The sequence below is a fragment of the Shewanella sp. ECSMB14101 genome (assembly GCF_000773485.1).
Classification (GTDB): Bacteria; Pseudomonadota; Gammaproteobacteria; order Enterobacterales; family Shewanellaceae; genus Shewanella; species Shewanella marisflavi.
In genome coordinates this window covers 90,001-103,776 of sequence record NZ_JSFF01000009.1, presented here as the reverse complement: position 1 = coordinate 103,776, position 13,776 = coordinate 90,001, and the positions used below count along the sequence as shown (strand labels likewise).

Sequence of the window (13,776 nt, the reverse complement as noted above, 5' to 3'; positions counted from 1 at the left end):
GGAAATGAAATTAACACAACTCCTCACTAAGAAGTTAACTGGCTTTTGGCTGCTTTCCCTTGCTGCGGTGGCGTTTATCTTTCTGCTGACCGCCCTGGTCAGTTTTATTCAGCTCACCTATAAGTTTCAACAGCAGCAGATCAGCGAGCTTGAAGAGATGTTGCTGCAACATCAGGTGCGCCATGAACTTCAACACCTAGATATCTGGCTACCTCAGATTTTGGCTGCCTACGATGCACAAACATTTACCCTGATCCGCGGCGATGAGACCTTGTACCGGTTCGATAGAGGTGATCATCAGCAGAGCGTCGTTAACTACGACAGGGTGCTGAGTGAACCTTTACAACTAAGATTTCAGATCAGCCTGCTCAAGCCTTTCCTGCTGCATAACATCAGTTGGCATGGCGGCCTGGTCTTTTTGCTGGGCTGTATCGCCGTAATCCTGCTTGTGAGGCGAGGCTACCTCTGGCTGGCCCAGCAGCTGCAAGGCATAGAAGATCTGGCCAAGCGCAGCCATCTCATTCTCTCGGGGGATTATGATAAGGCGCTGGCGGAGACAGGTCATGGCCGACCAAGACTGATCAACCGAGCCCTGACACAGATGCTGCTTGAACTGGACGATGCACAGAAACAGCGCGCCAGGTTCGATCAGTTTATCCGCTCCAACACCTTCCTCGATCCCGAATCTGGCATAGGTAATCGCCTGTTTCTCAAGAATCGTCTCGATGCGCTGAGCAACAAGGATGGCATGATGGCCCCAGGGGTGCTCTTGCTACTGGAGATGGAAGATCTGGATCTGCTACAGCAGGAGGCCGATGAGTTTAGCATTCAAGAACTGCTCAGCCAGACGATTGCCGGTATCAGTCATCTGCTGGATAGTCAGGCCAACAGTATTTTCTCCCGTCGTTCCTACAACCAGTTTGCCATCGTGGTGCCGCAGATCTCTTTGGCTGACGCCGAAAAGCTGGCCGCCCGATTGCTAAAGGTATGCCTGAGTCAACCTCTCGAAGGGGTGAATAACCGTGACGACTTTTTCCATATCGGCGTGGCCTACTTTAAGGTTGGCGAGAGCAAAGAGCAGCTGATCGAAGAGGCAGAGATGGCGCTGCGGGCGGCGCAGTTCCAGGGTAATAGCGGTTGGTTTATGTATGACAAGGGCGCGGTGGATGAGGAGTTTGCCAGAGGCTCTGTGCGCTGGCGAAGTTTTCTCGAATATGCCTTAGTCAATAAACGTGTGGTGCCCTTTACTCAGTCTGTACTGGACAGCGATGGTGAGGAGCACCATAGCGAGGTCTCATGTCGGCTACGTGACAATAATGACAATCTGGTGCGGGCCACGCTGTTTTTACCTATGGCGATCAAGTGCGGTCTGATCCCTCAGATTGAGCGTCAGGTGATCGAGGCCGTGTTATTCGATCTGTTACCGCGCTCCCCCAAGGATGGTCGCCAATACAGTATTAATCTCTCTTTGGATACCTTAACCAGCCGAGCCTTTATCCGTTGGCTGAAAACCACTTTACTGGAGTATCGTCATCTGACACCTCGGCTGATCTTCGAGATCAATGAAGATATCTTGGTGAACAACCTGACTAAGTTGAAGGCGCCGCTGGATATGATCGCCAAGATGGGCGCCAGCCTGTGTGTCGACCGGGTAGGCCAGCAGGTGGTGAGCACTCAGTATATTCAGTCTTGTCGTTTCGATCTGATCAAGCTACATCGTTCTATCGTGCGTCAGATACACTTACGTCAAGAAAATCAGTTGTTTGTAAGAAGTCTTATCGGTGGGCTATACCGCAGTGAAGTGCAGGTTTTTGCCGAGGGAATCGAGTCGTTTGAAGAGTGGCAGACCCTAAAAATTCTAGGGGTGAGTGCCGGTCAGGGCAGCTTTTTTAGTGAGCCCATGGAAGTGGGGTGATTTTGTTACCGCCTTGCAGGGCTTGATAAAGGCTTGTTAGTGCCGGGTTACTGTTCTATGTTTATCCAAGTGTATCTAATTGATATTTGTTTTTTTCTATAAAATTAGGCGATTAGTCGCTACAATAACGCTATTATTTTGACGCTTTCCTCGAGGCAATATCGGCCCTCGTTTTGAGGTAGAGCGATTTGGGACACTCATGGCGCGTGAGTATCAAATTGATGGATATGCTTAAAAATGGAAAACAGTCTTTTGAGTAAGTTTGCCTTTTGGCAAAAAAAACACGATAGAGTCAATTTGGGCGTCTACATAAACGCCGCTACTGTTACCTTTTTTCAACGCGATGGCGATGCTATCCCTTTCTCTCTAGCCATCGATGGCAATAACTGGTCTGCGTTATTCAAGGCATTGACCGACAAGATCCCCGCTCCGCATCTGCAACTTGTGCTCAGTGAAGACTTTTACCAACTGCTGGTGGTCGACAAACCTATGGTCGAACCCGAGGAGTTGCATCAGGCGTTGGTGTGGTCGATCAAGGATATGGTGTCTGAGCCGGTTGAACTGCTGCATCTGGATTATTTTGAGGCACCTGAGTCGACCACCAATAAGGTGACCGTCGTGGTGGTGAACCGCGCTTGGCTTCAGGAGCTTGTCAAGGCGGCACAACATGATGTGACGATAGCCGGGATCAGTATCGAAGAGATGGCCATTAGCAACTATGGCGCCGAGGACAAGTTGGCGCGCATGGTGCTGTGTCATAAGCCAGGTAGCGAACTCTTGTTGACAGTGGTCAAGCAGGGCCAGCTCTATATGCAGCGTCGTATTCGTGGATTTAGCCAGATAGACAAGGTGTCGAGCCAAGATCTGCAGCTAGGTGTGGCCGATAATCTTAGCCTAGAGTTACAGCGCTCCATGGACTATTTCGAGAGTCAGCTACGCCAGGCGCCCGTGGCGTCCATTGGACTCCTGATGGGCGGAGAGCATCAGCTATTAGCCCAATTGCTGGCGAAAAACTTCGACCAAGGTGTCGAGGTGATCGCCTGCGACAGGGTGCAGGATAAATTGGCTCAGTGGGCGCTCAAGGAGCTTGAACGCCAAACGGAGGAGTTAGCTTAGATGAATCCGAAACTGCGAGTTAACCTTTATAACGCTTCTTTGTTGCCTCCGGCGCAGCGCCTCTCCTTTGCGCGTCTAACACAGTTGGCCCTAGGCCTATTAGTGCTGATGTTGACGGCCAACTTGCTGGCCTATTTCAATCTTAACAGCCTGGAAAGCGACAAGGCTCAGCTGCTTGAACACAAACGCGCTTTTGACCAGCAAAAGGCGCAGCTTGAACAGGCTATTGCTAAGCGCAGCGCCTCTGCCGAGTTGGTGCAAGAGGTGGATTTACTGTCGCAGCAGGTCGAGCTAAAGCGGTTGCTGCTTGGTGAGCTATCTCAGGTAGAAAGCTTGACCAGCAAAGGCTATTCGCCACTACTCATAGGGCTGGCACAGGTGACCGACGATCAGCTCTGGCTGAGCCGTATTCAGGTGAAACAAGATCAGTTTGTCTTTGAAGGCTTTAGCGCGGCGCCAAATGCCGTGCCGCTTTGGCTGGCACGTCTGCAAGGGGTCGAGCCGCTCAAAGGGCAAGCCTTTAGCACGCTCACCATGAATCGTGGTGACAAGCAGCCGCTGGGCTTTGTGCTGCGCAGTCAGCGTGATGAGGAGCCGATGAAATGAAGCAGCTGATGACACGTTGGGGTGAAGCATTTAATCAGTTAAGCCAGCGGGAGCGAGTGATGATCGCTTTGGCGGTCGTGGTGGTGATTGGCATGCTTCTCTATCTGCCGCTGGAGTCTCAGCTGGAGCAAAGGGGCCGTTTGCAGACCAATATCAACACCTTAAATGCTGAGAATAAGATCTCTCAGCAACAGATAGCCCTGTATCAGGAGACGCTGGCAAAAGACCCAGATCAAGCGTACCGCCAACGTCTGGCCAGTTTGCAACAGCAGATGGCAGATATCGACCAACAGTTGTCGTTTCAGATGGTTGATATGGTCCCGGCCGACAAGATGCCGACCATGCTAGGTGAGTTGTTAGGGCGGGTAAAAGGGATCGAGCTACAGGGGTTTGAATCCTTAGCGCCCACGCCGTTACTGGCTCTGGGCGATGAGCAGAAGCTCAATCTCTATAGCCATGGGATTAGGCTTGAATTTGTTGGCGACTATTTTGCCACGCTCAAGTTCATTCAGGCAGTTGAGTCTATGCCAAGCAAGCTTTACTGGCGCCATCTGGATTATGTCGTGGGCGACTACCCCAAGGCGAAGGTGATGTTAGAGGTCTACACCCTCAGTATCAATAAGGATTTTATCAGTGTTGCGAATCAAGAGTAATGTGTGGCTGGCGGTGCTTCTCTGCCTTAGCGTGACTCAATTGTCGGCGCAGACCCTGAGGGACCCGACTCGCCCCGGCGCTGGGGTGACAAGCGCTGGCTTGGGCCAGGGTGGACAGCCACTGATATTAAACAGCCTAATAATCACCAACCAGTCGGCGACGGCCATTATTAATAACAAGACGTTCACCAAAGGTGACAGGGTAGCCGGTGTGAGGATCACTCGCATCACTCAGCAAGGAGTCTGGCTTGCCGATGGCCGTCAGCTCAAGCTCTACCCGGAAGTAACAGTGACTAAGGGACAATAAATGACTGCGATGAAAACCATAACACCTCTGTTCGTGCTGATGTTAGCCGCCTGTCAGACTACGGATCGTCCCCAGCCAGTCGAGTCAAAGTCGGCTATCGATAATTCGATTGCAGCGGCGCAGACTAAACCTAAAACACCGCCGCCAGCGGCAGTGATGCCTGATTCGGTGCAGCGAGAATTACAGTCATCAGCCTTGTTGAGTTCTCTCTCGCCTAGCCAACCCAGTGAGCGTCGTTTCGATGTGTCGGCTAAAGATGTGGATGCCAAGGTCTTTTTCCCAAGTCTGGTACAGGGTACGCCCCTGAGTGTGGCAGTGCATCCTAATGTGACCGGCACTGTGTCCCTGTCGCTTAAGGGAGTCACCCTGAGTGAGGCGCTGCAGGTGGTTGAGGATATCTATGGTTATGAGGTGAGCCGCGAAGGACGCATTTTACGGATTTTCCCCGCAGGTATGCGCACCGAGACTATTCCGCTGAACTATCTCTACATGGAGCGTCAAGGCCTGTCGTTGACCTCGGTAAATTCCGGACGGATCTCAGACAACAACAATAACAACAGTAATAACAATGGCAACAACGGCAATAATTACAACAATAACTCGAACAACAGCAACGACAGTAGTAACAACAATAGTAACGAGACCACCAATGGTACCTTTATTCGCTCAAAGACTAAGACAGATTTTTGGGGGGAACTGAAGGATATCCTGGAATCGATAATCGGCAGTACCGGCGATGGTCGACAGGTGGTGGTCAGCCCACAGGCGGGCTTGGTCACCATCAGAGCCTACCCCAATGAACTGCGGCAGGTGAAGACCTTTATCAAGACCGCCGAGAGTCATCTGCAGCGTCAGGTGATCCTCGAAGCCAAGGTGCTTGAGGTTACCCTGTCTGACGGTTATCAGCAGGGGATCCATTGGGAAAGCGTATTGGGTCAAAGCGGTAACAACAGTGTAGAGTTCGGCACTTCGCCCTCTCCTGATGGATTGGGTGATGTGATCACTTCAGCCATTGGCGGGATTACGTCTTTACAGGTGAAGGGCAAAGACTTTAGCACCATGATTAATCTGCTCGATACCCAGGGCGATGTTGATGTGCTCTCCAGCCCCAGGGTCACGGCATCGAACAACCAGAAGGCGGTGATCAAGGTAGGCCGCGACGAGTACTTCGTAACCGATGTCTCCTCGACCACAGTGGCAGGCACCACACCTGTGACCACGCCCGAAGTGGAACTGACTCCCTTCTTCTCGGGTATCGCCCTGGATGTGACGCCGCAGATCGACGAAGAGGGCAATGTGCTGCTGCATATCCATCCTTCGGTGATCGACATCAAGGAACAGAACAAGTCGATTAAGGTGTCAGACAACACTCTCGAGCTTCCCCTGGCACAGAGCGAGATCCGCGAGTCAGATACCGTCATCAAGGCCAATACCGGCGATGTCGTGGTGATCGGCGGCCTGATGAAGAGCGAGAATATAGAGTTGGTTTCTAAGGTACCTTTATTGGGGGACATCCCGTTTCTGGGCGAAGCCTTCACCAACCGCTCTAATTCACTACGCAAGACTGAGCTGGTGATCCTGCTTAAGCCTACGGTCGTGGGCGCCGATACCTGGCAGACCGAGCTGCAGCGCTCTAAGGCGTTGTTGGATCGCTGGTACCCAGAAGAGAAGCAGGAGTAAAGGCTGTGTACCTGCAGCACTTTAACCTCATTGAGGCGCCGTTTTCGTTGACGCCCAATACCGGATTCTTTTTCGGTTTGGCGCCCCATGTCGAGGCGCTGCAAGTGCTGCAAACGGCCCTCCAGACAGGAGAAGGTTTTATCAAGGTGACCGGCGAGGTGGGTACAGGTAAAACACTGATCTGCAGAAAGTTACTTAACGATATTCCCGAGCGTTTTCATTGTGCCTATCTGCCCAATCCCTATTTGAGTCCCAGCGAGCTACGCTGGGCGGTGGCGCTGGAACTTGGGCTGAAATATAACGCCGAGCTTGATCAGCAGCGATTAACCACTCTGATCCAGCAGCAACTGATCGCGCTGAGCGCCCACGGTCATTCAATCGTCTTAGTGCTCGATGAGGCCCAGGCCTTGCCAGATGAGAGTCTGGAGGCGCTAAGGTTGTTTACCAACCTGGAAACCGAGAGCCGCAAGCTGTTGCAGGTTGTGCTATTTGGTCAGCCAGAGCTGGATAATCGTCTACAACAGGCTAATTTTCGCCAGCTAAGGCAACGAATAACCTTTAGCTATAACCTCAGGCCGATGACCAGCGATGAGACTCGCGCCTATCAGGCCCATAGACTTCAGGTGGCCGGCTATCGCGGCCCGGATCTATTTGGTCATAGAGAGAGTCGGCTTATTGCCCGCGCCGCCAGAGGAATTCCAAGACTCATCAATATCTTGTCCCATAAATCTCTGCTGCTGACCTATGGCGAAGGGGCGCAGCAGGTGACAACTAGTCATGTGAAGGCGGCGATTGCCGATACCCAGGATGCCGCAAAAAGCAGTTTAGCCAGCTGGTGGTTGGGCACCGCAGGAGCGCTGTCGCTGTGTGGTGGTGCGCTCTGGTTTTGGTTGACCAGGGGGCTGGCATGAGCGTCATCAATACCATGCTTAAAGATCTGGATAAGCGCCAGCAGTCCCATGGCCTGGATGAGCTGCCTGTACCGCCACTGCAATATCGTCAGGCGCCGCAGTCGCGTCTGCCCTGGTTGCTGCTCTTGCTGCTATCACTCTCGTTACTGGTCTTGGGTTATTTTGCCTGGGCACGATTTGGCGCGTTAGAGCGAACCAATCTGGCACTGCAGCAGGACAATCAAGCGCTGACCCAGGAGATCGCCGCCGGTAATAACAATTTTGTGGTGGGGGAAGAGGCTCTAGCATCAAGTGGAGTTGAGCCCTCAGCTCATGAACAGCCCTCAACATCAATAGTAAATGCGGCTCTAGGTGAAGAGTCTCAGTTGCTGGCGCAGGGTGAGCAGAAGCAGAAGCTGAACGACAGTTTAACTACCCTGCAACCAACGGCTGACACTCTGCTGCCAGCAAAGGGATCCTTAGATACTCGGTCTGACAATAGAGGCGAAACCATCAAGGCCGGCCCTAAGCATGAGGCTGAGCCCAACACAGTCAAACCCGCTGGCACCATGGCGGTGACCGAGGTGCAGCTGTCGCCAGAGGCAATGGCCGAGAAACGCCTTAGTCAGGCCAAGCTGGCCCAAGAGGGTGGAAACTTGTCTCAGGCCGCAGGTGATTTTACCGAGGTGCTGCGTCTTAATCCCGCGCTGCATGAGGCGCGGCAACATCTGGCGGCGCTCTACTATGGTCAGGGGCGTTTCGACCAGGCTGAATCTGTGCTGGCGCAGGGGCTTGCTCTTTATCCACAAGAGTTTGATTATGCGCTCCTGCTGGCCCGAGTGTTGGCAGACAAGGGCGATGATGCCGGGGCACTCGCAGCGCTTGGAAAAATCCCCGACCAGCACTTGCTCGCCAAACAGAAGTGGGTAATGCAGAGTCATCTGGCCCAGAAGAGTGGAGCATATGCCTTGGCTGAAGAGAGTTATCGACACTTGGTAAGCGTCGAGCCTCGTCAGGCCAAGTGGTGGATGGGGCAGGCCTATGCCTTGGATTCCCAGCAAAAGTATGCCAGTGCCAAGCAGGCTTATGGTCAGGCGCTGGCCTTACCCGGCTTGTCAGAGCTGGCGAGCGCCTTCGTTCAGCAGCGACTGACCCAGTTAGGAGATATTGAGTGAAACCCAAGTTAAAGATGCGCCTCGGCGACTTATTGGTACAGGAAGCGATCATCAGCGAAGCGCAGCTGGGTCAGGCTCTGGCCGAGCAGCGAAACACAGGCAAAAAGCTTGGGCGAACCCTTATTGATCTCTCGTGCATCACAGAAGAGCAGTTGCTTAAGTTTTTGTCGCAGCAGCTTAATATTCCCTTCTTGGATATCAGTCGCCGGGCGATACCGCCGCAGGTGGTGAATCTTTTACCCGAGGTTCAGGCCCGTCGCTATCGCGCGCTGGCGGTCGAAGATAATGGCGACCATGTGCTGGTGGCCATGAGTGACCCGGCCGATCTACAGGCGATGGATAATATCGAAGTCTTGCTGGCGCCTAAGGCGATCAAGATTGCGGTGGTCACCGAGACTCAACTGCTGGAGGCCTTCGATAATCTTTATCGCCGCACCGGTGAGATCGCGCAGATCGCCGGAAGGCTTGAAGAGGAATATGCCGCCGACGATCAGTTCGATCTGGCTAGCCTGACCGATGCCGACAGCGATAACGAAACCACAGTGGTTAAGCTGCTGCAGTCGATCTTTGAAGATGCGGTGCAGATGCGCGCCTCGGATATTCATATTGAGCCGGGTGACAAGGTGCTGCGGATCCGTCAGCGTATCGACGGCCAGCTTCAGGAGAACACTCTGCAGGAGGTGAATATCGCCTCGGCGCTGGTATTGCGTCTTAAGTTGATGGCGGGGCTGGATATCTCCGAGAAGCGACTGCCCCAGGATGGTCGCTTTCATATGGAGATCAAGGGCCACAAGATAGATGTGCGTATGTCGACTATGCCTATCTATCACGGCGAGTCTGTGGTGATGCGTCTGTTGGATCAATCTGCGGGCTTGTTGACCTTAGATGAAACCGGCATGCCGGCCGAGATGCTGGCGCGGGTGCGCAAACAGATCAAACGCCCTCACGGCATGCTTCTGGTCACCGGCCCTACGGGTAGCGGTAAGACCACGACGCTTTATGGTGTGCTGAGTGAACTGAACACCGCCGATCGCAAGATCATCACGGTGGAAGACCCGGTGGAATATCAACTGCCGCGTATCAACCAGGTACAAGTTAACCATAAGATAGGCCTAGATTTTTCCAATGTGCTGCGCACCACCTTGCGTCAGGACCCGGACATCATCATGGTCGGTGAGATGCGTGACCAGGAAACGGTCGAGATCGGCCTTAGAGGCGCACTCACGGGCCACTTTGTGCTATCGACCCTGCATACCAACGATGCGGTCACCAGTGCCTTGCGTCTTTTAGATATGGGCGCTGCCAGTTACCTGGTAGCCAGTGCCTTAAGAGTGATCATCGCCCAGCGTCTGGTGCGCCGCGTGTGTCACAACTGCGCGCAGCCCCATCAACTGAGCCCTGCCGATCAGGCTTGGCTGCGCAGCATCAGCGAGCGTGATTTTAGCCAGGCGAAATTCAGCATAGGCACAGGTTGTCAGAGCTGTAACGGTAGCGGCTATCGCGGCCGTATCGGGGTGTTTGAGATCCTGGAGCTGGATGAGTCGATGATTGAAGCGATGCGTAGCGGCAATCCACAGGCGTTTGCCATGGCGGCTTATCAGAGTTCTAACTTTACGCCGCTGGCCGAGTCGGCGTTGCAATATTTGGCCGAGGGAATGACGACTATCGAAGAGGTGGCCAAGCTTATTGAAGATGCCAGCGATGCCCAGATCCCGCTGTCCCAGGAGATGATCCACCAACATGAGATTGAGGGCTAACTATGCCTGTATACCAGTACAAGGGTCGTGATGCGCAGGGCAAGGCGGTGACGGGGCGTGTCGATGCGACTACCCAGAGCGCCGCAGCCGATCAGCTGCTTTCTCGCGCCGTGATCCCTCTGGAACTGGTGGAGGCTAAGGCCGCGCGGGAATTTCAGTTAGCTAGCCTGTTCAAGAGCAAGGTGGGCCTGGATGAGCTGCAAATTTTTACCCGGCAGATGTATTCGCTGACCCGCTCTGGCATTCCCATTCTGCGCGCTATCGCTGGCTTGTCGGAGAGCTCTCATTCTAAGAGGATGAAGGAGGCCCTGAATGATATTTCAGATCAGCTTATCTCGGGGCGGCCGCTGTCGTCGGCGATGAACCATCATCCCGATGTGTTTGATGCCTTGTTTGTCTCCATGATCCACGTAGGTGAAAACACGGGTAAGTTGGAAGATGCCTTTATTCAGCTGTCGGGTTATATCGAGCGTGAGCAGGAGACCCGTCGGCGCATCAAGGCCGCGATGCGTTACCCCATTTTTGTACTGATCGCTGTGGCGCTGGCCATGGTGGTGCTCAATATCATGGTTATTCCTAAGTTTGCCGACCTGTTTGCCCGCTTCGGTGCCGATCTGCCCTGGGCCACTAAGCTGTTGATCGGTACCTCTAACTTCTTCGTCAACTACTGGTACTTGCTGCTTGCGATGCTGGTGGCGGGCTTCGTGGGGATCCGTTACTGGCATAACACAGAGAAGGGCGAGAAGCAGTGGGACAGATGGAAGCTTAAGATCCCGGCGGTGGGCAGCATCATAGAGCGCTCGACCCTGTCGAGATATTGCCGCAGCTTCTCCATGATGCTGAGTGCGGGCGTGCCCATGACCCAGGCATTGAGTTTGGTAGCCGATGCCGTGGATAACGCTTATATGCATGATCGCATTGTGGCTATGCGTCGGGGGATAGAGTCCGGCGAGTCTATGCTGAGGGTGTCGAACCAGAGTCAGCTGTTCACCCCGTTGGTGCTGCAGATGGTGGCAGTTGGTGAAGAGACGGGCCAGATAGATCAACTGCTTAACGATGCTGCTGATTTTTATGAGGGTGAGGTCGATTATGACCTCAAGAATCTGACCGCCAAGCTCGAACCGATTTTGATCGGTATCGTGGCGGTGATCGTCTTGATCCTGGCGCTGGGTATTTACCTACCTATGTGGGACATGCTCAACGTTGTGAAAGGTGGTTAGCCATGATGGCCTTAAGCCTTTTATTTGCTGAGAATTGCTGATGAAAAATCAACAGCGAGTCGATGGAGAGCTAATGCAGGCCTATGGCAAGGTAGTGGCAATCTTGGTGCTCTTGTTGATCTTAGGCGGGCTGGGTTATGGCTATTTCGCTAAGGTGGATCAGGTGTCATCTCAGGGGCTTAGGTTTGAGCATAATCGCTTGTTGAATGTGTTGGCTATGGTACGTTCTCAGTGGTTGGTGCAGGGACGCCCCAAAGAGATGCGTCTCGATTGGTCGACGGCTATCGATCTGGGAGACGGCCAACAGCCATTGATTAAGATGAGCGACCAAGGTTGGCCAACCTTAAGCAAAGTGACTCAAGAAGGGTGTAAAACACTCTGGTGGCAACTCCTGGGTGGACGAAACGAGTTATCTAAAATTATTACCCAGGCGGATGAAGCCGGAGAGGTTTGTAGTTATATTGCTAATAATGGTGATCGATTGAGTTATCAGCTGCACTCCGGGCAAGTTATTTTTTTGACGGATCGTTGAATTTAATCATGTCTAAGGTTTTATAGTTTGATGTAACTGCTAGAATTATCAGGATTATCTAAGGGAGATTTTTATGAACATGCGAGTCCGCAATAAGGTAGCCAATCAGAGTGGTTTCTCTCTGATCGAGCTAGTGATTGTGATAGTGATTCTGGGGATTTTAGCGGCAACGGCCATTCCACGTTTTTTGAATGTGACCGATGATGCCGAAGATGCTAGCGTAGATGGTGTTGCGGGCGGTTTGGCCACGGCGGTTAGCTTCGTGCGTTCGCAGTGGGAAGTCGATGGGCGTAACAATGCTAACGTGGTCTTGGATGGTACCCAGATCTCTCTCGATACCCGCTTTGGTTTTCCTACAGGGTCAACCTCAGGCAGTGGTATCGTTAGCGCTACAGGTATGACAGACGCCGCCTGCCAGGAGGTTTTCCAGAATATTTTGCAGGGCGCGCCGCGTAATGTGTTGTTCAATCAAGATGCCCGTAATCAGCGCTTTACCGCACGGGTATTAGATGGCGCTGGTGGCAATGGCGTGGCGATCGATGGTACCCAGGTGACCAACTTAGACCTCTGTGTTTATCATCAGGTGACTTCCCTAGTGTTAAATACCACTACAGGTGTGCCGACACCCGCGCCGGATCTGGATACGGCCAATGCCAAAGGGATCCTTTATAACCCGGGTACCGGCCAGGTGTTGAGTTTTACGAATTAATTTTGAGCCTTGCCCTGGGTGAGGCTAACAACATTTACTGCAAGAGCGCATAACAAGGAAAAGCAATGAAGAAGCAAAACGGCTTTACACTGATCGAGTTAGTGGTCGTGATCATCATATTAGGGATTCTGGCCGTGACCGCAGCGCCTAAGTTTATTAACTTACAGAGTGATGCGCGTGCATCTACATTGGAAGGTTTGAAAGCATCATTACAAGGTGCGAATACCTTAGTTTACTCCAAAGCAGCTATCCAAGGGCAGGAGTCAAAGTTGGCTGGAACTGTCATTTTAGATGATAAAGGTGATAGTGATGCGAGTAACGATATAACAATCAATTCAGTGTATGGTTATCTAAAGCAAGCATCTGCAGATTTGGTTTTGGCCTTAGATATAGATACGACTTCTACTCAGCCCGAATGGACGATAGTTGATACACCTTCAGTTACAACGACTTTAGCTGACGCAATTATTATTCATCCAGGTGATAAAGCACCATCAGATACGTCTAAATGTTGGGTCGAGTACAAAGAGTCCGCATCTAATGGTGCGCTTCCACAATATAAAGTTGAAAAATCAGGTTGTTAATTAGGGTATGGCGAAAATGAATAATCAAAAAGGTTTTACACTAATCGAGTTAGTTGTAGTTATCATTATCTTAGGCATTTTGGCTGTTACAGCCGCACCTAAGTTTATTAATCTTCAAAGTGATGCTCGTAAATCAACCGTCTCTGGATTGGAAGCCGCTATAAAAGGCGCCGATAGCCTAGTGCAATCTAAATCATTGATTGCCGGTAACGAAACTCAAGCAAGTACCGCGACTCCTGCTCCGACTGTAACGGTAGATGCTGCTGGTACAACAGTGGCATTGAATTATGGTCATGCCAAGGCTGTTTGGGCGGGTAGCTTGGCAAATGCCTTAGACATTAATGCATCGGAATCTGATAACAGTACAGAATGGTTATATGTTGAAGATTCGGCTACGAATAGCATTTACTTCTATCCACAGGGTCAGGCTAGTCCTAAAGCTCAGCAAAATCCTGGCACCTGTTATGTGCAATACGTAAACGGATTAACCGCTTATGGAGCGATTACTGTCAATACCGTGGTTACTGGCTGTTAAGCCTGTCTCATTTCCAAAGGCCTGCAATGCAGGCCTTTTTTGTCTTAGGCCAAGAGACTAATTACTGAAATAGATGGCAATATTTGCCATACTCTGT

14 protein-coding genes are annotated in these 13,776 nt (G+C 52.0%); all 14 read left to right on the top strand.

Annotation, left to right across the window (positions count from 1 at the left end; translation table 11 throughout):
* Window positions 1-4: 4 nt before the first annotated feature.
* The 14 genes from csrD to NY07_RS09235 all read left to right on the top strand — a co-directional run bounded on the left by csrD (window position 5) and on the right by NY07_RS09235 (window position 13,679).
* Window positions 5-1,915, top strand: coding sequence for an RNase E specificity factor CsrD (gene csrD, locus NY07_RS09300; protein ID WP_033539074.1), 1,911 nt, complete (start codon window positions 5-7; stop codon window positions 1,913-1,915).
* Between the two features lie 237 nt (window positions 1,916-2,152).
* On the top strand, window positions 2,153-3,031 hold the full coding sequence (locus NY07_RS09295; protein ID WP_033539073.1) for a hypothetical protein: 879 nt from the start codon (window positions 2,153-2,155) through the stop codon (window positions 3,029-3,031).
* On the top strand, window positions 3,032-3,637 hold the full coding sequence (locus NY07_RS09290) for a PilN domain-containing protein (protein WP_033539072.1): 606 nt from the start codon (window positions 3,032-3,034) through the stop codon (window positions 3,635-3,637).
* On the top strand, window positions 3,634-4,290 hold the full coding sequence (locus tag NY07_RS09285) for an MSHA biogenesis protein MshJ (RefSeq protein WP_033539071.1): 657 nt from the start codon (window positions 3,634-3,636) through the stop codon (window positions 4,288-4,290). Before NY07_RS09290 ends, NY07_RS09285 begins: the two co-directional genes overlap by 4 nt.
* A complete protein-coding gene (locus NY07_RS09280) occupies window positions 4,271-4,597 on the top strand; it encodes a hypothetical protein (protein WP_081953804.1) in 327 nt (108 codons plus the stop codon). Before NY07_RS09285 ends, NY07_RS09280 begins: the two co-directional genes overlap by 20 nt.
* Window positions 4,598-6,277 (top strand): pilus (MSHA type) biogenesis protein MshL, encoded by a 1,680-nt coding sequence (gene mshL, locus NY07_RS09275; protein ID WP_033539070.1) that lies wholly within the window; start codon window positions 4,598-4,600, stop codon window positions 6,275-6,277.
* A 5-nt stretch (window positions 6,278-6,282) separates the two neighbouring features.
* Complete coding sequence (locus NY07_RS09270; protein ID WP_033539069.1) at window positions 6,283-7,188, top strand: ExeA family protein; 906 nt, start codon at window positions 6,283-6,285, stop codon at window positions 7,186-7,188.
* Complete coding sequence (locus NY07_RS09265; protein WP_033539068.1) at window positions 7,185-8,342, top strand: tetratricopeptide repeat protein; 1,158 nt, start codon at window positions 7,185-7,187, stop codon at window positions 8,340-8,342. Before NY07_RS09270 ends, NY07_RS09265 begins: the two co-directional genes overlap by 4 nt.
* Window positions 8,339-10,099, top strand: coding sequence for a GspE/PulE family protein (locus tag NY07_RS09260; protein ID WP_033539067.1), 1,761 nt, complete (start codon window positions 8,339-8,341; stop codon window positions 10,097-10,099). The genes NY07_RS09265 and NY07_RS09260 overlap by 4 nt, the downstream gene beginning before the upstream one ends.
* A gap of 2 nt (window positions 10,100-10,101) precedes the next feature.
* Window positions 10,102-11,319, top strand: coding sequence for a type II secretion system F family protein (locus NY07_RS09255; protein WP_033539066.1), 1,218 nt, complete (start codon window positions 10,102-10,104; stop codon window positions 11,317-11,319).
* A 40-nt stretch (window positions 11,320-11,359) separates the two neighbouring features.
* Window positions 11,360-11,851 (top strand): hypothetical protein, encoded by a 492-nt coding sequence (locus NY07_RS09250; protein ID WP_033539065.1) that lies wholly within the window; start codon window positions 11,360-11,362, stop codon window positions 11,849-11,851.
* Between the two features lie 79 nt (window positions 11,852-11,930).
* The gene (locus NY07_RS09245; protein ID WP_033539128.1) at window positions 11,931-12,560 is read left to right on the top strand and encodes a type II secretion system protein; all 630 of its coding nucleotides are present in this window, start codon (window positions 11,931-11,933) and stop codon (window positions 12,558-12,560) included.
* 65 nt (window positions 12,561-12,625) lie between these two features.
* On the top strand, window positions 12,626-13,144 hold the full coding sequence (locus NY07_RS09240; protein ID WP_033539064.1) for a type II secretion system protein: 519 nt from the start codon (window positions 12,626-12,628) through the stop codon (window positions 13,142-13,144).
* A 16-nt stretch (window positions 13,145-13,160) separates the two neighbouring features.
* A complete protein-coding gene (locus tag NY07_RS09235) occupies window positions 13,161-13,679 on the top strand; it encodes a type II secretion system protein (protein WP_033539063.1) in 519 nt (172 codons plus the stop codon).
* The last annotated feature ends 97 nt before the right edge of the window (window positions 13,680-13,776 follow it).

Bases quoted from the DNA above. Each gene is read 5' to 3' on its own strand.
- csrD (WP_033539074.1), top strand. From the start codon at position 5: ATGAAATTAACACAACTCCTCACTAAGAAGTTAACTGGCTTTTGGCTG.
- NY07_RS09295 (WP_033539073.1), top strand. From the start codon at position 2,153: ATGGAAAACAGTCTTTTGAGTAAGTTTGCCTTTTGGCAAAAAAAACAC.
- NY07_RS09290 (WP_033539072.1), top strand. From the start codon at position 3,032: ATGAATCCGAAACTGCGAGTTAACCTTTATAACGCTTCTTTGTTGCCT.
- NY07_RS09285 (WP_033539071.1), top strand. From the start codon at position 3,634: ATGAAGCAGCTGATGACACGTTGGGGTGAAGCATTTAATCAGTTAAGC.
- mshL (WP_033539070.1), top strand. From the start codon at position 4,598: ATGACTGCGATGAAAACCATAACACCTCTGTTCGTGCTGATGTTAGCC.
- NY07_RS09265 (WP_033539068.1), top strand. From the start codon at position 7,185: ATGAGCGTCATCAATACCATGCTTAAAGATCTGGATAAGCGCCAGCAG.
- NY07_RS09255 (WP_033539066.1), top strand. From the start codon at position 10,102: ATGCCTGTATACCAGTACAAGGGTCGTGATGCGCAGGGCAAGGCGGTG.
- NY07_RS09250 (WP_033539065.1), top strand. From the start codon at position 11,360: ATGAAAAATCAACAGCGAGTCGATGGAGAGCTAATGCAGGCCTATGGC.
- NY07_RS09245 (WP_033539128.1), top strand. From the start codon at position 11,931: ATGCGAGTCCGCAATAAGGTAGCCAATCAGAGTGGTTTCTCTCTGATC.
- NY07_RS09240 (WP_033539064.1), top strand. From the start codon at position 12,626: ATGAAGAAGCAAAACGGCTTTACACTGATCGAGTTAGTGGTCGTGATC.
- NY07_RS09235 (WP_033539063.1), top strand. From the start codon at position 13,161: ATGAATAATCAAAAAGGTTTTACACTAATCGAGTTAGTTGTAGTTATC.